The sequence below is a fragment of the SAR86 cluster bacterium genome, from assembly GCA_023703615.1.
In the GTDB taxonomy this organism is placed as follows: domain Bacteria; phylum Pseudomonadota; class Gammaproteobacteria; order Magnimaribacterales; family D2472; genus MED-G85.
Map to the genome: position 1 here is coordinate 1104098 of CP097971.1, position 18478 is coordinate 1122575.

General features: G+C 30.6%; 22 protein-coding genes. 14 read left to right on the forward strand and 8 right to left on the reverse strand.

What is annotated here, in order from left to right; all coding sequences use genetic code 11:
* Positions 1 to 42: 42 nt before the first annotated feature.
* Genes M9C80_05705 through M9C80_05745 form a run of 9 tightly spaced genes read left to right on the forward strand, consistent with a single transcriptional unit; the run spans position 43 to position 9624 of the window.
* The gene (locus M9C80_05705) at positions 43 to 642 is read left to right on the forward strand and encodes a 2-hydroxychromene-2-carboxylate isomerase (protein URQ69428.1); all 600 of its coding nucleotides are present in this window, start codon (positions 43 to 45) and stop codon (positions 640 to 642) included.
* A 55-nt stretch (positions 643 to 697) separates the two neighbouring features.
* Positions 698 to 3028: an LPS assembly protein LptD gene (lptD, locus tag M9C80_05710; GenBank protein URQ69429.1), complete on the forward strand. Its 2331-nt coding sequence runs from the start codon at positions 698 to 700 to the stop codon at positions 3026 to 3028.
* Positions 3029 to 3035: 7 nt separating this feature from the next.
* Positions 3036 to 4274, forward strand: coding sequence for a peptidylprolyl isomerase (locus M9C80_05715; protein ID URQ69430.1), 1239 nt, complete (start codon positions 3036 to 3038; stop codon positions 4272 to 4274).
* Entirely contained in the window at positions 4271 to 5254 is a 984-nt protein-coding gene (pdxA, locus tag M9C80_05720; GenBank protein ID URQ69431.1) for a 4-hydroxythreonine-4-phosphate dehydrogenase PdxA, read from the forward strand. Before M9C80_05715 ends, pdxA begins: the two co-directional genes overlap by 4 nt.
* Entirely contained in the window at positions 5251 to 6018 is a 768-nt protein-coding gene (gene rsmA / locus M9C80_05725; protein URQ69432.1) for a 16S rRNA (adenine(1518)-N(6)/adenine(1519)-N(6))-dimethyltransferase RsmA, read from the forward strand. Before pdxA ends, rsmA begins: the two co-directional genes overlap by 4 nt.
* Before the next feature lies 1 nt (position 6019).
* On the forward strand, positions 6020 to 6826 hold the full coding sequence (locus tag M9C80_05730) for a symmetrical bis(5'-nucleosyl)-tetraphosphatase (GenBank protein URQ69433.1): 807 nt from the start codon (positions 6020 to 6022) through the stop codon (positions 6824 to 6826).
* Complete coding sequence (locus M9C80_05735; protein URQ69434.1) at positions 6823 to 7845, forward strand: tRNA nucleotidyl transferase; 1023 nt, start codon at positions 6823 to 6825, stop codon at positions 7843 to 7845. Before M9C80_05730 ends, M9C80_05735 begins: the two co-directional genes overlap by 4 nt.
* Positions 7838 to 8566, forward strand: a complete 729-nt coding sequence (locus M9C80_05740) for a pteridine reductase (protein URQ69435.1) — start codon at positions 7838 to 7840, stop codon at positions 8564 to 8566. Before M9C80_05735 ends, M9C80_05740 begins: the two co-directional genes overlap by 8 nt.
* On the forward strand, positions 8563 to 9624 hold the full coding sequence (locus M9C80_05745; protein ID URQ69436.1) for a phosphotransferase family protein: 1062 nt from the start codon (positions 8563 to 8565) through the stop codon (positions 9622 to 9624). The genes M9C80_05740 and M9C80_05745 overlap by 4 nt, the downstream gene beginning before the upstream one ends.
* Positions 9625 to 9627: 3 nt before the next feature.
* Here the strand turns inward: M9C80_05745 and M9C80_05750 are convergent, their stop codons facing one another.
* The 4 genes from M9C80_05750 to tsaD are packed head-to-tail and all read right to left on the reverse strand — an operon-like array spanning position 9628 to position 11959.
* The gene (locus M9C80_05750; protein URQ69437.1) at positions 9628 to 10236 is read right to left on the reverse strand and encodes a PepSY domain-containing protein; all 609 of its coding nucleotides are present in this window, start codon (positions 10234 to 10236) and stop codon (positions 9628 to 9630) included.
* Positions 10237 to 10611 carry a 2-amino-4-hydroxy-6-hydroxymethyldihydropteridine diphosphokinase gene (gene folK / locus M9C80_05755; protein URQ69438.1) on the reverse strand — a complete coding sequence of 125 codons (375 nt, stop codon included), beginning with the start codon at positions 10609 to 10611 and terminating at the stop codon, positions 10237 to 10239. It lies immediately after the preceding gene.
* A complete protein-coding gene (gene folB, locus M9C80_05760) occupies positions 10611 to 10958 on the reverse strand; it encodes a dihydroneopterin aldolase (GenBank protein ID URQ69439.1) in 348 nt (115 codons plus the stop codon). The genes folK and folB overlap by 1 nt, the downstream gene beginning before the upstream one ends.
* Positions 10955 to 11959 (reverse strand): tRNA (adenosine(37)-N6)-threonylcarbamoyltransferase complex transferase subunit TsaD, encoded by a 1005-nt coding sequence (tsaD, locus tag M9C80_05765; protein ID URQ69440.1) that lies wholly within the window; start codon positions 11957 to 11959, stop codon positions 10955 to 10957. The genes folB and tsaD overlap by 4 nt, the downstream gene beginning before the upstream one ends.
* Before the next feature lie 50 nt (positions 11960 to 12009).
* Here tsaD and rpsU point away from each other — a divergent pair, with 50 nt between their 5' ends.
* Genes rpsU through M9C80_05790 form a run of 5 tightly spaced genes read left to right on the forward strand, consistent with a single transcriptional unit; the run spans position 12010 to position 14643 of the window.
* Entirely contained in the window at positions 12010 to 12225 is a 216-nt protein-coding gene (gene rpsU / locus M9C80_05770) for a 30S ribosomal protein S21 (GenBank protein URQ69441.1), read from the forward strand.
* Positions 12226 to 12227: 2 nt separating this feature from the next.
* Complete coding sequence (locus M9C80_05775) at positions 12228 to 12671, forward strand: GatB/YqeY domain-containing protein (GenBank protein ID URQ69442.1); 444 nt, start codon at positions 12228 to 12230, stop codon at positions 12669 to 12671.
* A gap of 16 nt (positions 12672 to 12687) precedes the next feature.
* A complete protein-coding gene (rph, locus tag M9C80_05780) occupies positions 12688 to 13389 on the forward strand; it encodes a ribonuclease PH (GenBank protein ID URQ69443.1) in 702 nt (233 codons plus the stop codon).
* Between the two features lie 3 nt (positions 13390 to 13392).
* Positions 13393 to 14031: an orotate phosphoribosyltransferase gene (gene pyrE, locus M9C80_05785; GenBank protein URQ69444.1), complete on the forward strand. Its 639-nt coding sequence runs from the start codon at positions 13393 to 13395 to the stop codon at positions 14029 to 14031.
* Entirely contained in the window at positions 14032 to 14643 is a 612-nt protein-coding gene (locus M9C80_05790) for a riboflavin synthase subunit alpha (GenBank protein URQ69445.1), read from the forward strand.
* On the opposite strand, the gene M9C80_05795 is transcribed toward M9C80_05790, so the two are convergent.
* The 4 genes from M9C80_05795 to rpoZ form a co-directional block, all read right to left on the reverse strand.
* Positions 14623 to 15528: an aspartate carbamoyltransferase catalytic subunit gene (locus M9C80_05795; protein ID URQ69446.1), complete on the reverse strand. Its 906-nt coding sequence runs from the start codon at positions 15526 to 15528 to the stop codon at positions 14623 to 14625. The two genes, M9C80_05790 and M9C80_05795, sit on opposite strands and share 21 nt — an antisense overlap.
* Positions 15521 to 15907 (reverse strand): RidA family protein, encoded by a 387-nt coding sequence (locus M9C80_05800; GenBank protein ID URQ70209.1) that lies wholly within the window; start codon positions 15905 to 15907, stop codon positions 15521 to 15523. Before M9C80_05800 ends, M9C80_05795 begins: the two co-directional genes overlap by 8 nt.
* A gap of 71 nt (positions 15908 to 15978) precedes the next feature.
* Positions 15979 to 18168: a bifunctional (p)ppGpp synthetase/guanosine-3',5'-bis(diphosphate) 3'-pyrophosphohydrolase gene (locus tag M9C80_05805; protein ID URQ69447.1), complete on the reverse strand. Its 2190-nt coding sequence runs from the start codon at positions 18166 to 18168 to the stop codon at positions 15979 to 15981.
* An 18-nt stretch (positions 18169 to 18186) separates the two neighbouring features.
* Positions 18187 to 18462 carry a DNA-directed RNA polymerase subunit omega gene (gene rpoZ, locus M9C80_05810; protein ID URQ69448.1) on the reverse strand — a complete coding sequence of 92 codons (276 nt, stop codon included), beginning with the start codon at positions 18460 to 18462 and terminating at the stop codon, positions 18187 to 18189.
* Positions 18463 to 18478 lie beyond the last annotated feature (16 nt).

Consider the following 18478-nt stretch of genomic DNA (forward strand, 5'->3'; position numbering starts at 1 on the left):
AAAAGTGTTTAATTGCTTTACTTTACAAAATTGTTAATAGAAATGAAAGTAGACTTTATTTATGACGTAGCGACTCCAAATGGATATTTAGCCCATAAGGTAGTTCCTTGGTTTGAAAAAAGAACTGGGGCAAAATTTAATTATATTCCTTGTCTTGCTGGAGGTATATTTAAACTAACAAACAATACTCCTCCATTAATCGCAACAGCAAACGTAAAGAACAAGGCAGACTATTTTTTTACTGAAATAAACAGATTCATCGAAAAACACAAACTAACAAAATTTAAGAATAATTCATACTTTCCTCAAAATTCATTGAATATTCAGAGGGGTGCAGTAGCTGCAGAGAAGCTGGGAATCTTGATGGAATATATTGAATGTACGATGACAGCAATGTGGGAAAAAGATTTAAATATACAAGAATTAGATGTGCTTAAGAAAGCCCTTAATGATGATGGTATTGATCACGAGACAATCTTTAATATGATCCAAACACAGGAATGCAAAGACAAATTAATAGCAAATACATCTTGGGCCGTTGAAAGTGGAGCTTTTGGTATTCCCACTTTTTTGATTGATGATCAGATTTTTTTTGGTAAAGACCACTTATATCAATTAGAAGAATATATAAATAATCGTTAAATATAAAACTTTTAACCAAATAACCTATCAAAGATAAAAAGTATAAAATATATATATGAAAAGATTAATTCATCAAATAAATCTTTTGCTGTTGGTTATATTTTCATTTCATGTCAGCGCACAAAAATCTGTTTTGAATTTCATTGAAAATAGCGACACAAATAATTCTTGTTTTAGTTATTCCCCATATCTAGGTGAGGTCAATAATGAAAATTATAAAATTAACTCTAAAAAATTTGATTTAACCGATGAAAATTTGATGATATTAAATGAGAACGTTGAGATTGATTTTAAAAATGGTCTTTTGTTAACAAATTATGCAAATCTTGATAAACAAAATTCAAAAATTATCTTTAAGAATGGGGGGTCACTTTTTTTAGAGAAATACGTTTTTGCAGCTGAAAGTGGTGATTTTATTAAAGAAAATGAGTCACTTTCATTAGAAGATGGTGAAGTTTTTTTTAAAGACAGTAATCTTATCTTTAATTTTAAATCTCTTAAAGGAAGTTTAGAAGATTCTATATATTTTGAAAATGTAAACATTACTTCCTGTTTTGATGCTTCCCAAGGTTGGAAACTATCTGCAAAAGAAATAGTTGTAAATTCCGATAAAAATCGTGGTGTCGCTAAAAGAGTAAAAATAGATTTACTAGACCGAACATTGATCAGACTTCCAATTATCCCCTTCGCAACATCAAATAAGAGAATGTCAGGATTCTTAGAACCTTCTTTGTCATTTTCTTCAGACGGTTTAGATTTTATGATTCCCTACTACAAAGTCATTTCAGATTCATCTGACATAACAATTGCACCAAGAAATATATCAGATAGGGGTGTTGGCTTGGAGACTAATTATCGCAAAGCTCACGGAAAAACTCGTAATTTAAGAAAACTGGATCTTATTTACTTTGATGAAGATGATGAATTTAAAAAACAAAACGTTGAGAACTTTGATTCTAGATGGGCTTTTTTGTTTAAAGACCAATTTAATTTTAATAACTCAAAAGTAAATATTGATTGGGCAAAATCATCTGATTCATTGGTATTAAGTGACATTCCTGGTGAAATTACTTCAATTGGTTCTCAAAGAAGTACTAACTTGCACCAGAATATAAAAATAAAAACATATTTTAAAAATTCAATGCTCTCAATAAATCATATTGGTTTTCAAACCCTCAATCCAATTCTAACAAATGGATATAAAAAATCTCCAGAGATAGAGTTTAATAAGATATTTAACTTTAAAAACTACTACCTCGAAGGATTAATAAATACTTCTTATTTTAAAGCAAATGAAATTCATGGTTTTTATGGTTTTCAAACTATGAATGGACAATATTTAAAATTAATTAACAATCCTTCAGAAGGAAGGAGAACTTATATTAAAATATCTGCAACAAATAAATTTAATTACAAAAATATAAATTTCAAAACTAACTTTGATGTAAAAAGTATTTTTTATGATTTAGATAGCTCGAATACAAAGGCACAAAATGTTTCAGTACCACAAGTATTAATTGACATCGATTCGCTTTTTTTTAAAAAAGAAAAAAATAATTCCATTTCTTTAATTGAACCCAGATTAGTTATTGGATATTCATCTTATGAAAATCAAAGTTCTAATCCTATATTTGATACTTATGATTTGGATAAAAATAATCAGTTGTTTAATAATGAAAGGTTTGTTGGTATGGATAGGATTGGTGATCAAAAATTTTATACCATTGGTCTTAGGTATCAAAAAATTCAAATGGGCATCACAAAACTTAATATGTCAATTTCACAAAAAACCTACTTTGAAGATCCTAAAGTTCATTTAAAAATGGGTCATATGGCAATGATAGGCAGTAAAAAAGGGCCAATAGTATTTATGTCTAGCTGGATGCCAAAAATGAATCAAATGTTAATGGGTTATGCAGGCTATCAAAATGATAAAGACCAATTGATGATGGCAGCACTTAGTTATAAAGCTAAATTTAATAAAAATACTTTTGGTTTTGCAAAAAGATATAGAAGAATGTCAGGAGATTTTAACGTAGTACTTAATTATTCTGAAATCTTTTCAGATATAAAAATTTCTGAAAAATTTAAATTTATTGCAAAGATAAAAAGAGATAATAAATATGATAAAAACATTGAAACTGTTGCTGGTTTTGGATATGAAAACTGCTGTTTTGCATTTAATCTAACCGCTAGTGACAAGAATTTTACGAGATATAACCAAGCAAATTCTGATATGAATTATCTTTATATTAATGAAGCATGGGATAACATAATTGAAATAGAAAATAAAAGTAGAATTAATTTTGAATTTAAATTGAAAGGTTTTAACTCTTCTTTTGATAAAAATCGTAATTTATTTAATAATTCCCTCTTCAATTACTAATATTAATATGAAAAATACATTTTTAGTCTTGTTTACCTTATCAATACCTTTATTGTCTAAAGTTGAAGTTTTAGACAGAATTGCTGTTATTGTTGATGATGGTGTAGTGATGGAGTCTCAAATAACAAAAAATTATGAGGCCATAGTTCAAAGATATGATGAGCAAAATATACCAAAACCACCTGTAAGTGAGTTAAAAACTCAGATAACTGAAAAATTGATTATTGAAGAACTCCAGTTACAACTGGCTGATAGAGCTGGTGTAAGAATAAGTGATTCTGAGCTAAATCAAACTTTTATAAGGTTAGCATCTAATAATGGAATGGAGCTTCAAGAATTTATCAACTACATTGAGTCTACTGGAGGTAATTACGAAGAAGTTAGAGAGGATGTAAGAAAAGAAATGATTATTCAAAGAATTCAAAGAGGAAGGGTAAATTCTGAAATTGATATAACCGAACAAGAATTTGAAGCATTTCTTGCAACAGATGAATCTATCAAAGCCTTACAACCAGAATTGTTAGTTAAGCAAATTCTTGTTGAGACAAATGATATTGCTTTAGAAGCCCTAGAAAGAATAACAAATGGTGAGAATTTTTCTGATATTGCCAAAGATATATCAATAGCTAGAAATGCCTCAAGTGGAGGAATAATTGACTGGAGAAAACCATCTGATATGCCTGAATTATTTGCAAATGATTTAGCTAATAAAAAAGTTGGTTATATCTCTGAACCTCTTCAGAGTGGTGCAGGTTTCCACATATTGAAACTTGAAAACAAAAGAGGAGAACTCGTTCAATATGAAGACCAATGGTGGACTAGACATATTTTGATGATACCTTCAGCAATACGAGATGATGAAACAACTATTAAAGAACTTTCAGAAATAAGAGACAGAATACTTAAAGGTGAAGATTTTGCAATTTTAGCTGAAGAATTTTCTGAAGATCCAGGCTCGTCTAAACTCGGAGGCGACCTTGACTGGCTTGGTATGGGTGTACTTGATGAAAATTTTGAAAAAACAATGTTAGCTACAGCCATAGGAGAGCTATCTGAAGTTTTTGAATCTCAATTTGGCTATCATTTTCTTGAAGTTCTTGGAAGAAGAAATCATGATATGACTGATGAGCTAATAAATGATAGAGCGTATAACGTACTTTTTGAAAGAAAGTTTGATGAAGAGCTTGAAAATACTCTCAGATCAATGAGAGCTGAAGCTTTTGTAGAATTTAAAGATCTAGATTGAAAACCATATTGTATTCACCTGGGGAACCATCAGGAATTGGAGTTGACCTGGTTATAAAACTTTGTAGCCTAAATTTTTGGGGAAACTTAAAATTACCAATAGTATGTATTGCTGACAGTAAATTAATATTAGATAGAGCAAAAGTGTTGGGAATTAAAATCAATATTGATGAACTTAAAGATATAAATAATGCTAAAAGAAATAAAAAGAACACACTTCAAATTTTCTTTGTATCAGTTTGCAAAGATACTCAACCGGGAAAACTGAAAAAAATAAATGCATCCTATGTTATTGAAAATCTAGATTTTGCAATAAATTATTCAAAAAATAATAAAAGAACTGCTTTGGTAACAGGGCCTATTAGTAAAGAAAATGTAATACACAAATATAAAAATTTTACAGGGCATACTGAAAGAATTAAAGAAAAGACTGATAGCAAAAGTGTTCTTATGATGTTAGCTTCATCAAAACTTAAAGTTGCACTCGCTACAACACATATTCCATTAAAAGATGTTCCTAAGAAAATCACTAAAAAGCTTTTAATGACTAAAATACAAATCCTTCATGAGGAACTCAAAAATAAATTTAATATAAAAAATCCTAAAATTAAAATGCTCGGTCTCAATCCTCACTCTGGAGAAAATGGTAAAATTGGCAAAGAAGAAAAGAGTATTCTAATTCCGACTGCAAAATATCTTAGAGGTAAAAATATTAACGTATCCCTCCCAATATCTGCAGATACTGCTTTCACAAAAAAAAACTTAATGTCAACAGACGCATATTTTGGTATGTACCACGATCAAGTTTTACCAGTTCTTAAAGCTCTTAGCTTTGGGAAATCTTTCAATATAACCCTTGGTACCTCAATTATAAGAACTTCGGTAGATCATGGTGTAGCCTTAGATATAGCTGGATCAAAAAAAAGTGATGAATCCTCTTTGAAAGAAGCTATAAAAATAGCAGCAAAGCTAATTAAATGAATACAAAAAATATTAGAAGGGAGTTTGGTCAAAATTATTTAATTGATCCTGTTGTACTTTATGAAATGCAAAAATCGATAAATATTTGTAATGGTGATAATTTTTTTGAAATAGGCCCTGGAAAAGGAGCTTTAACTAAAGTTTTAAACCAAAAAAATATAACAATTATTGCTATGGATATAGATAAAAAAAACATTGATTACTTATCAAAAGAAATTAATGGGCCAAGCAACTTAAAATTTGTTCAAGGTGACATCCTGAAAGAATCATTAGATTTCCTAAAACAAAACAAATATAGAATTGTAGGAAACCTACCCTACAACATTTCTACACAAATAATTTTGAATTTAATTACTTATTCAAATGACATAATAGATGCTCATTTTCTTGTTCAAAAAGAGGTGGCACAAAGAATTACTGGAAGTGTTGGTTCAAAAAATTGGGGCAAGCTTGGATTAAAATTATCTGCATTTTTTGACTCTGAAATTTTATTTGATGTCTCGCCAACAGCTTTTGACATAAAACCAAAAGTAACCTCATCATTCATAAGAATGTCTCCAAAAAATATCAGCTATAAAAAAGAACTAATAGAAAATTTTTTTAAAGTGGTAGACATGTCTTTTGCCTCAAGAAGAAAAAATATAAAAAATAATTTAAAAAACTTAAATATATGTTTTGAAGAAATAGGAATTGATCAAAATTTAAGACCAGAGGAAATTGATCTTAGTAAATATTTTAAATTAGCAAATATTTTTAAAGACTAAAATGGCAAATTATGTAGTTGGAGATGTTCAAGGTTGCTTTAAAGAACTCATGCTGCTTTTAAAAAAAATAAAATTTAACAAAGCTAAGGATAAATTAATATTTGCTGGTGATTTAGTTAATAGAGGCAATGAATCTTTAGAAGTTTTGAATTTCTGCCTTAAAAACAAAAAATGCGTAAGAGCTGTTCTTGGAAACCATGATTTTTATTTGCTTTATTTAATTGAGTTTAATAAAAAAGATAAATCTCTTGAAAAAGTGCTCTCATCTAAAAAAATTAATAAAATTAATTCGTGGTTAAAAAGCTTACCTTTGCTTATTAAAATTAATATTAAAGAAACTAATGAAACTTTCTGGGTATCACATGCTGGTATACCATTCTTCTGGGATTTTAAAACTGCTAAGAAACTTTCTGAAGAAGTTACCAGCAGCTTAAAAAATGATGCTACCAAGTTATTAAAAAATATGTGGGGAGACAAGCCATCGATTTGGGAAAGTAAATTGAAAGGTTATAAAAGATTAAGGGTGATTATTAATTATTTTACAAGAATGAGATTCTTATCTAAAAACGGAGCTCTTAAACTTAAGACTAAAGACGCAAAAAAGAAAAAGGGTCATGTGCCATGGTTTAATGAAACATATAAAAGATTAAAAGATAATGAATTCATTGTTTTTGGCCATTGGGCTGCACTTGAAGGTAAAACTAATTTGAATAATATAATAGGAGTTGATACAGGTTGTGTTTGGGGGAAAAAATTAACAGCTGTAAGATTAGAAGATAAAAAGAAATTTCATGTTAAGAAAAAATGAAAATATATGAAGTTGGTGGTGCTGTAAGAGATTCAATTCTTGGAATAGACCCAGTTGATAAAGATTGGGTTGTTGTTGGATCGTCTCCTGAAGAAATGATAGCTAATGGGTTTAAGCCAATAGGAAAAGATTTTCCTGTTTTTTTACATCCAAAAACTAATGAAGAATATGCTCTAGCAAGAACTGAAAAAAAAATTGGTGTTGGTTATCATGGATTTAATTTTCACTATGGAAAAGAGATTACTCTAGAAGAAGACCTTTCTCGAAGAGACTTAACAATCAATGCTATAGCAAAAGACGATAAAGGCAAGCTTATCGATCCTTTCGATGGTATGTCAGATATTAAAAACAAGATCTTTAGGCATGTTTCTGAAGCTTTTGAAGAGGATCCATTGAGAGCTATCAGATTGGCAAGATTTCATACTTACGAGCATCTAAGAAACTTTTATATAGCTAAAGAAACTAGAATAATGCTAAAAAAAATAGAAAAATCAAATGAAATATCCAATTTATCATCTAACAGAGTTTGGTTAGAAACTGAAAAATCTTTGAAATCATCAAATCCGAATATTTTTTTTGAAGTACTTTTAGAATTTAATCTGCACATGCCATATCTTGAGAATTTAAAAAACTGTTTTTGTAATACTAGTAACAATCCTCTTATAAGATGGTCAGAGTTACAAATAAATAACGCATTCAAATTAAATAAAAACCTTCCAATACCAAATACTTTTTTGCATGCAGAAGAGTTATTAAAAAAACTTTGTGTTATTGATCTAAAATCTAACAAAGAAGAACTGATTAATATAATAGATAAAATTCCTTTTAAAAGAGATGAGGCTTTAATTAAGCAACTTATTGAATTACCAAATCTTTCTAAATCAAAATTACTAATCACAAAGTTGCTTGATAACATAAAAAAGGTAGACTTCTCTATTCTTTCAAAATTTTCTAGTGAGAAAATTTCTAGGGAAAAGATTAAACTATTGAATCAGGTTGTAAGAAACTTAAATGAATAAAACAATATTAATTACTGGCGGTGCAAAAAGAATTGGCAAAGAAATTGCTCTAACGTATTCCAATTTAGGCTGGAATATCATTATTCACTATAATTCATCAAGAAGCGATGCAGAGGAGCTTGCAAGAAAAATTAACTCTAAAAATCCAGATAGTGCAAAAATTGTTCAGGCAAATTTAGATATAGATGATGATGTAAACAAGTTAATTAAAGAAACGAAAAGCATGTTTGATTCGATTGATATTTTAGTGAACAATGCTTCAACTTTTTACCCTACCCCCATTGAAGAAATTTCTGAGGAGCATTGGACAAAATTAATTGGATCAAATTTAAAAGGTCCCTTGTTTCTTATAAGAGGACTGAAAGATAAATTAAAAAAGTCTGGAGGCTCTATAATTAATATCACCGATACTAACTTATCCAAAGGAGTTGCAAATTATTCTATATATTCTGCGGCAAAAGGTGGTCTAGAGTCTATTACTAAGGGTTTAGCAAGAGAGCTGGCTCCAGAAATAACCGTTAATGCTATTGCTCCAGGCGCAATGCTTGAGCCACCTGGAATAGAATGGACAAGCGAACAAAAAGAGAAGGTTATTTCAAATATACCATTAAAAAAAATGGGTTCAGAAAAAGATATTGCAAATGCTGTGAAGTTTTTAGCTAGTGCTAGGTATGTTACTGGTCAAATTATTAAAGTTGATGGTGGAAGATCATTATCATGATGAGAGATGCCGAGAGATATGAAAAAATTTTTTCTGGTACAAAGCCGGTAGCAGATAATCTAAAAATCGATTTATTAAAATTACAACCATGGATTGATGAATTTGTTCCGAATGCAGGAGCAATTGATTCTGTAGAGCAGTTTAAAGGCGGTCAATCAAATCCAACCTATAAAATAATTACAAAAAATAAAAATTTAGTTCTTAGAAGAAAGCCTCCTGGAAAACTTTTACCCTCAGCTCATGCGGTTGATAGAGAATATAAAGTTATTACAGCACTACATAACACTGACGTACCAGTTCCAAAAACATATGGTTTGTGTGAGGACGAAGATGTTGCGGGTACAACCTTTTTTATGATGGATTGTTTAGATGGAGACATATACTGGGACCCAATGCTACCATCACTATCAAAAGAAAAAAGAATAAAAGTCTATAAAAATAAAAATAAAACACTTGCTGCTCTTCATAGTATTGATTATCAAAAAATAGGATTGCAAGATTATGGTAAGCCAGGTAATTATGTTGCTCGACAGGTCTCAAGATGGTCAAAACAATATCGAGCATCTGAAACAGATAACATTGATGCAATGAATAATCTTATTGAGTGGTTACCCAAAAATATACCTGATGACGACGAAACCTCAATTGTACATGGTGATTATCGTCTTGATAATATGATCATGAGGGATCAAGAGGTTATAGGAGTTTTAGATTGGGAACTTTCGACGTTAGGACATCCCATTGCAGATTTTTGTTATCACTGCTTAACATGGAGAACTGAAAATGTTTTTTATGATTTTCCGAAATTAAAGGAACTTGGTGTCCCAAATGAAATTGAATATAGAGACATGTATTCTGAAATGACAGGTAAAGATTTATCTAAAAATTGGGAATTTTATATGGCTTTTAGTTTGTTTAAAGTTGCTGCGATTTGTCAAGGGATATTAGGTAGAGTTAGAGATGGAACAGCTGCAAGTAAGCATGCAGAAGACAGAGGATTAAAAGTTTATCCTTTATCTGAAGGCGCTTGGTCAATCATAGAAAACAACCTTAAATAAAAATTATTTCCTACTAAAAAATAATACTATTCCTGAAACTGAAGTTACTAAAGCTAAGATTGAAAATATTTTTAGTAAAATATTGTTTATATTTTCTCTATCTTTGTAATCCATAATATGAAGTGCCCAAAAAAAGTCCCAGATCCTCCAAGAATCTGATCTTATTGATAATATATCGCCTGTCATAGGATTAACATATATATTAATTTTATCTTTTGTATCAGTAGAGATCTTATACAGTGGTAAAGGTCTGCCTCTATATTCACTTCCAGCACTATCTTCAGTTATTAAAGTTGCATTTATTGGAATTAGGGAAGTTTTAATTTTTGCTATAACTAATGCTTCTTCTTGTGTTAAAACATTTATTTTTTTGCCATCAGGGTATGTGCTATATGTTTTGATACCATTAATATTTTCTTCAATAATTTGTTGGTCTAATCTAGTAAAAATTCTGAACTCTTTATCCAATGGTAGGCGATACTGTTCTCCTCTAATAAGTTCAATTTTATTAAAAGCAAAATATATCCCTGAAATTGTCCAAAGTAAAAGTTGGATTGCTATAAAAATACTTAAGTACCTATGAATTTTTCTTATTGAAAAACTTCTATTCATTTAAATTATTTCTTTCAGTGGCTCTGAAACAAATGAATACTTCTCTATTTCATTACTTTCATAAAGTATTTCTTCGTCATCAATTTGCAAGATTATGTCAATATCAAGAGTACGGGAACTAAATTTTGGCATATCTCTTCTTCTGCCTGATTCATCCTCAATAGCTTTTAATTTTTTATTTAATTCTTCAAAGGAAATATTTGTCTCACCACACATAACTAAATTTAAAAAATCATCGCCCTCGAAGCCTTCTGCTTTTGTTTTATGAATAGATGAGTACTTAGTTGTTTCTAATATGCGTTGTAATTTTTGTATTGCAAAAATAATATTTGCTTCCGCATTTATATTGCTGCCAAGGGAAAGATAATACTTCATTATCGAGTAATAATTAATCCAACATCTTTAGAGCCTCTTATTGCTCCTGGTTTTGATATTCGAAGTCTGATAGATTTAACACCATAATTATTCTTGACCAAAGATGCTATTTCTTCAGCAAGGGTTTCTTGAAGTTGAAATGAAGAATCTTCAACAAACTTAATAACTCCTTTAGCAATAGCTTTATAGTCAATTGTATCTTCTATGGAATCAGTCTTAGCTGCCTTTTTGCAATCAAATGGAAATTCTAAATCTATACTTACCTCTTGTTTCACTTTCCTCTCCCAATCAAAAATTCCTATTATAGTTTTTACTCTTAAGTCTTTAATATAAATTATGTCTTTCATAGTGATAACTCAGTTAACGGCCATCTGGCTCTAACAAATGATGATTCTTTTTTAATTTTAACAGATGATCTAATTGAGCCAACAAATGCAATCATAGCTGCATTGTCACCACAATATTTTAAAGATGGATAATATACTTTTATATCCATTATGTTTTCTAAGTCTTTAATTGCTGTTCTTAAAGATTTATTTGCAGCTACTCCACCTGCAATAATTACTGTTTTTCTTTTAGAGCTCTCAACAGTCTTTTTTATTTTATTTAATAGCACATCAATGACAGCTTGTTGGAAAGACGCTGCTATATCTGCCTTAATATCATCTGAAGGGTTTTTAAAATCTTTTAATTTATACAAAACTGCAGTTTTCAATCCACTAAAACTTAGATCAAGATTATCACTATTAATCATAGGTCTTGGAAAATTAAATGCAGCCGGATTACCTTTCAGTGCAAGTTTTTCTATTTGTGGTCCGCCTGGATATGGTAAATCTAAAAGCTTAGCAACTTTGTCAAATGCTTCACCAACAGCATCATCTTTTGATTGACCAAGTATTTCGTAATTTCCTTTATCCATAACATCTACAATCATGCTATGTCCTCCGCTTACTAATAAAGAAATATATGGAGTATTTATTTCTGGAAATTCCATCAAAGGTGACATCAAATGTCCTTCAAGGTGATTTATCGGGATTAGTGGAATTTTCAAAGCAACTGACAATCCTTGTGCAAAGCTTTCTCCTATTAACAATGCGCCAAGCAGACCTGGCCCAGACGTATATGATATTTGATCTATATCAGCAAGTTTTATATCACCAAGAGCTGCTTTCAAAACGTTTACAATTTTTAAACAATGATCTCTTGATGCTAATTCTGGAACAACACCGCCATATGCAGCATGCATCTTACTTTGGCTATAGATAGACTCACCTATAATTCCATTTTCAGAATCATATATGGCGATTGCCGTTTCGTCACAAGATGTTTCAATTCCTAAAGTTTTCATAAAAAAGTTTTGCAAAAATACCAATCACAGCTTAAACTACGCGTCACATTATGCCTTCAATTATAATAAAAGAAACAGAACATTTTGACATTGGTTTAAGAAAGTTCAAGCGTGCATGCGAAAAGGCTGCAATTGTTCCAGAAATTAGAGCAAGAGAATTTTATGAAAAGCCAACAGAAAAAAGAAAAAGATTAATGGCTGCAGCTGTTAAAAGGGCTCGCAAGACTAATAGAAGATCATATCCTAGACTAAGATCTTTTAGGTAACTTTGTCACTTCTTCAAGAAATAAAAAATGACCTCAAGTCAGCAATGCTTGAGAAAAATATAATGGTCCGAGACACGCTTAGAATGTTTGTGGCTGAAGTGCAAAAGTATGAAATTGATTCAAAAGAACCTGCAGATGATTCAAAGGTATTACAAATTATTAACAAAATGATTAAACAAAGAATGGATTCTATTGATCAGTTCGATGCAGGTGGAAGATCTGATTTGGCAGAAAAAGAAAGAGATGAAGTATCAGTACTCTCAAAATATAAGCCCAAGCAATTAACTGAGGAAGAGATAGTCTCGATAGTTGAAAAGGCTATTAATGAAACTCAAGCAAATTCAATGCAAGATATTGGAAAAGTCATGGGTATACTAAAAAGTTCTATTGCTGGCAAAGCAGATATGGGTATAGTAAGTAAAATTGTTAAGGATAAATTGAGCTAAATTTATTTTAGATCTTATGGAAAGATTCAATAAAAGACATTCAGACGAATATCGGAAGTTAACAATAGAAAAAGATTTTAATATTCATGCTGAGGGTTCAGTTTTAGTCTCTTTTGGTAATACAAAAGTTATATGCACAGCAACTTTTGAAAATAATGTTCCAAGATGGATGAGAAACAGTGATGAAGGTTGGGTTACAGCAGAATATGGAATGTTACCGAGATCAACAAATGAAAGGATGGGAAGAGAGGCTGCAAGAGGTAAGCAATCTGGACGTACTCAAGAAATACAAAGATTAATTGGACGGTCTCTTCGTCAAGCTGTCAATTTAAAATATCTTAAAGGAAAAACTATTAATATTGATTGTGATGTTATCCAGGCAGATGGTGGAACTAGAACAGCTTCAATTACTGGAGGTTGTGTAGCTTTATTTCAAGCCATAAAAAATTTTCATGAAGATCAAAGAGCTATAAAAAATTTTGTTGCAGCTATTTCGTTAGGTGTTGTAAAAGGAAATGTCCTTTTAGATCTTGATTATGAAGAGGATAGTAGTGCTGATACAGACTTAAACTTAGTCATGACTGAAGAGTTAGAGCTTATTGAAATTCAAGGAACTGGTGAAACGTCAGCTTTCACTAAAAAACAGCTTAATGATATGCTTGATCTAGGATCCTCAGCTATTTCTGAGATTATAAAAATACAAAAGGCGTCTTTATAGTAAGTGAAAGGTTATCAATCAAAATTTCTCAATTTAGCTCTTGAGGCTAATGCTTTAGAGTTTGGAGAATTCACATTAAAATCTGGAAGAAAAAGTCCATATTTTTTTAATGCTGCAAAAATGTTAAATGGCATTGATCTTAGTATCATTGCAGAGTCCTATGCTGAAGCGCTCAAGGGTTGTCAAACTTCTTTTGATTGTATCTATGGACCAGCTTATAAAGGAATTTTTTTAAGCACTTTATTAGGTATGTATCTCAATAAAGATAGAAAAAAGTACCCAATTTCATTCAACAGAAAAGAAATAAAAAATCATGGAGAAGGCGGAAATATAATTGGCGCAATTCCTAAAGGAAACGTACTAATAATAGATGATGTCATTTCAGCAGGAACTGCAATTAGGGAATCAATTGAAAACATCAATAACATTGGAGCTATACCAAAGATAATACTAGTTGGTCTCGATAGACAAGAAAAGGGTTTGGGTAGCAAATCTGCTGCAAATGAGATACAAGAAAGTTATGGAATTCTTGTTCAATCTATAATCAATTTAGATACATTGATTAGTTTTTCAACTGAAAACAAAGATTTTCATAAATATCAGGATGAATTAATAGAATATAGAAAAAAATGGGGAGCCTAAATGTTTTCTGGAATTGTTGTTGGAACAGGAAAGGTTAATAAAGTCATAAAATTCGAAGACTATAATGTGCTTGAAATTTCTTATCCAAAAGAATTTACAAAAAATCTTAAAAAGGGAGCCAGTGTTTCTGTGAACGGGGTTTGTTTAACTTCGAAAAATAAAGGTTCAAAAATTCTTAAATTTGATGTCATCGAAGAAACATTAAAAAGAACAAATTTAAGAAATGTCTGTAAAAATGATTTTGTTAATCTAGAAAGATCTATCAGCGCGTCTACTGAAATTGGTGGTCATTTGATGTCTGGACATGTTCACTATGCGGCAAAAATTCTTGAAATCGTCAATAAGAAAGGTATTAAAGATATTAAGATTAGTCTTAATGAAAAATATTCAGATTATGTCTTAGAAAAGGGCTACATTGGTATAAATGGATGCAGCATTACTATTGGCAAAGTTAATAAAAACTCGTTTCTAGTTCATTTAATTCCGGAAACTTTAGAAATAACAAATTTAAACTTTATTCAAAAAAACGACCTTGTAAATATTGAAATTGATCAAAATACCATTGCCATAGTAGATACAGTAAAAAAAACCTTAGCTAGAAAGAAATCTTGATAAAACGGCCATTCTAATCGCTACTCCATTGGCAATTTGTTCTCTAATAACTGTATTATCTGAATTATAAACATTTTCAGAAATTTCAATGAAATTAACTGGTCCAGGATGCATAAGAATTACGTCACCTCTTGCCAAGTCCAATCTTTCAGAAGTTAATCCAAAAGACTGTTTATATTCATCAAGATTAAGACTAGTATCTGTTTCAAACCTCTCATGTTGAATTCTTAAAGCCATGATTACATCTGCATCAATAATTGCTTTATCTAAATTTGGTTCATATTTTCCTAAATTACTATTTTGATATTGAGTACACATCGATGGTTCTCCAGAAAATGTAATATTATTTGAAGAAAATTTTGATATTCCTTCACAAAAAGAGGTTGTAACTCTTGAGTGATCTAAATCACCAAAAATCAAAATATTTAGGTTATCTAAAGAACTTTTATAGTCTTTTATAGTCATTAAGTCTATTAGTGTTTGGGTAGGATGTGAAATAGTACCCTCGCCAGCATTTATAAAAATAATATCTTGCATATTAGGTGCTAATTCTCTTATGACTGAATCCTTATGCCTTAAAACACATAAATCTACCCCCATTAAGCTAAGAGCATCAATTGTTTCGTATATTGATTCGCCCTTTTGAATTGATGAACTAGCAACATCGAAATCAATAACTGTGCATCCTAAATTTTTTGCAGCAATTTCAAACGATGATTTTGTTCTTGTACTAGGCTCACAAAAAATATTTGCAATTGTCTTGTCGGGAAATAAATCTTCTTTTCTAAAAGATCCATCATCAGATTTAAATTGTTTTGCAAAATCAATTATTTCAATAATTTCTTTTTTTGAGAGATCTTCAATTGATAAGAAGTCTTTAATCATTTAAAGAAACAATTGCATCCATTTCAATACTTACTCCCAATGGCAAACCCGAGACTTCAACAGTTGCTCTTGCTGGATACGGTTCACTAAAATATTCCATCATTAGTTCATTTACTTCGGCAAAATTCGATAAATCTGTTAAATAGATAGTTAATTTTACAATATCATTTAAATCAGAATTTGATTCTAAACATATATTTCTGAGATTGCTTATTACTTGGATGGCTTGGTCTTTTATAGATCCCTCAACTAACTCACTAGTAACTGGATCTAAAGGAATTTGACCCGATACGAATAAAAAATTATTTGATTTTATGCCTTGTGAATATGGGCCAATTGCCTTTGGAGCTTTCTCAGTATAAACCCTTTCTTTGGTCATAATATCCTCAAGATTTTTTGTAGCACTCTCTAAGTATGCAATTGTACAGAAAAAACCCAAGAGAATCTTTATCATTTTTCATTTATTACTCTTATACAGCTAGAGGTAAATTTTTTAGACCTAACTTTTTGTGAAATTTTGTTTAACTCATTTAAATCTGTAACTTCAATACCCATATCAAAACCAGTAAAATTTGAATCAATGTCTTTTGTTTGAACCGAATCAATATTAATACCTGCTCTTGTGAAAATTGATGTTAAATCTGATAGAACTCCAACCTTATTTTCTGTGCTTATACTTAACTTAGCTATATATTGATTATTTTTTTTGCTTTTTCCCCACTTTGCATCTAGATATCTAGAATCTTTATCAATATACGGAGATACGCCTTTACATTTCTTATGGTGAATTACTATACCTCTGTCCGTATCAGAATGTGCAATAACACTATCGCCAAAAACTGGCGAACAGCATTTTGCATATACCACAGACACTCCTTCAATGTGATTATCAATTATTGTTAAAGCATTATTCGTTTCTAATTTTTTCTTCTTTCTTATTCTTAGACCAGAATAAAATCTCTCCGCAACAATATTACCTGTCCTTTTCCCTAGTCCTAAGTCAGTGAGAAGTTTGTTAAGTGAGGTCACTCCAATTGAGGATAATACTTGTTTCAAAACTTTACCTCTATAATCTGCAAGGCTTGATCCACTTCTTTTAAGTTCTGTTTCTAACATTACTTTTCCAGCTTTTCTTGCTGAGGAGACTTTTTGATTTCTAAGTCTAGATCTAATTCCACTTCTGGCTTTACTGGTTACAACAAAATTAAGCCAAACCGGATCAGCCTCAACAGTGCCATTTGAGGTAATGATTTCAACAGTTTGTCCACTTTGTAATTCAATATTCAATGGTGCCTCTCTTCTATTAACCTTACATCCAATGATTTTATCTCCTAAATCAGTATGAACCTCATAGGCAAAATCAATAGGTGTTGCTCCTGTTTTTAAACCATAAATATGCCCTTTTGGTGAAAATAAATATACTTCACTTGAATCTAAATCAGTCTTTATTGATTCAACAAACTCCATGGAATCAGATGATTTTTTGTGAAGATCTAATAATCCTTTTAACCACTTTCTTGCTCTTAATTCACTGCCTGGTTGAGAGTCCTTTGTTTTGTATCCCCAATGAGCAGCAATACCCATATTAGATGTTGCCCACATGGTTCTTGTTTGAATTTGAACCTCAATTGGAAATGCTTTTAAAGCGAGTAAGCTTGTATGCAATGCTTGATACCCATTAGATTTAGGAATAGCAATATAATCCTTAAACCTATTTTCTATTGGTGAGAAATAATTATGAATAACTCCAAGAGCTCTATAACAATCATCAATAGAATCGACTAAAATTCTGAAGCCATAAACATCTAATATTTCTGAAAAGGGTTTGTGTTTTGTTTTTATTTTGTTGTAAATGCTATAAAGATTTTTTTCTCTTCCCTTCACAGCTGGTCCATAAACACCATTATTTTTAAGATGTGATTTAAGCTCTTTTCTTATTTTTGTAATAATTTTTTTTCTGCCACCGCTAGAATTTTTTATAGCATTTTCTAAAATTGAAGCTCTCATGGGATGCAGACATTTAAATGCTCTATCCTCAAGTTCAGATCTAATATCTTGCATACCTACCCTAAGAGCAAGTGGACCATAAACTTCCAATGTTTCTTTTGAGATTTGTATTTGTTTATGTCTTGGAAGGTGTTCTATTGTTCGCATGTTATGCAACCTATCACAGAGTTTAACAAGAATAACTCTTACATCTTTAGCCATTGCAAGTGCCATTTTTTGAAAATTATTAGCATTTCTCTCTGCTTTATTCTTCATTTTAATTTTCCCAAGCTTGCTAACTCCATCAACAATATTTGCAACATCTTCGTTAAAAAGCTTGATGAGATTAGTTTTTTGTACGTTGCAATCTTCAAGAACATCATGCATTAGTGCAGAACAAATAGAATCTCTATCCATCTTTAAATCCAAAAGAATGTTAGATACCTCAACTGGATGAGTTATATATTTTGAACCATCTTTTCTTTTTTGACCGTCATGAGCATGAAAGGCAAAGGTATAGGCTTTTTGAATGATTTTTATATCTTTTGAATTTAAGTATGAAGAAGATGCCTTAAAAATTTTATTTGGTAAATTTAAGAGTTGAGTTTGAGAAAAGTTATTTATTAAGTGGTTTGGGAGAATTCTTTCACTCAAATTGATCCTCCCACAGAATTATCGATTGTTACTGTTATCTGTTTCGGGGTTCATAGGAGTAGAGAAACCATCAAGTAAAAGATCTTCTTCAAGTGTCTGTTCTAACATTTCGTTATCTATAAGACCTTCCTCTATCTCTCTAAGTGCAACCAAGGTTGGTTTATCATTATTCCATTCAACAAGAGGGTCTCTGGAAGTTGTTGCAAGCTGTCTTGCCCTTTTTGATGCCATGATTATTAAATCAAATCTACTTGGTATTTTTTGTAAACAATCTTCTACAGTAATTCTAGCCATATTAAACTCCTAATTG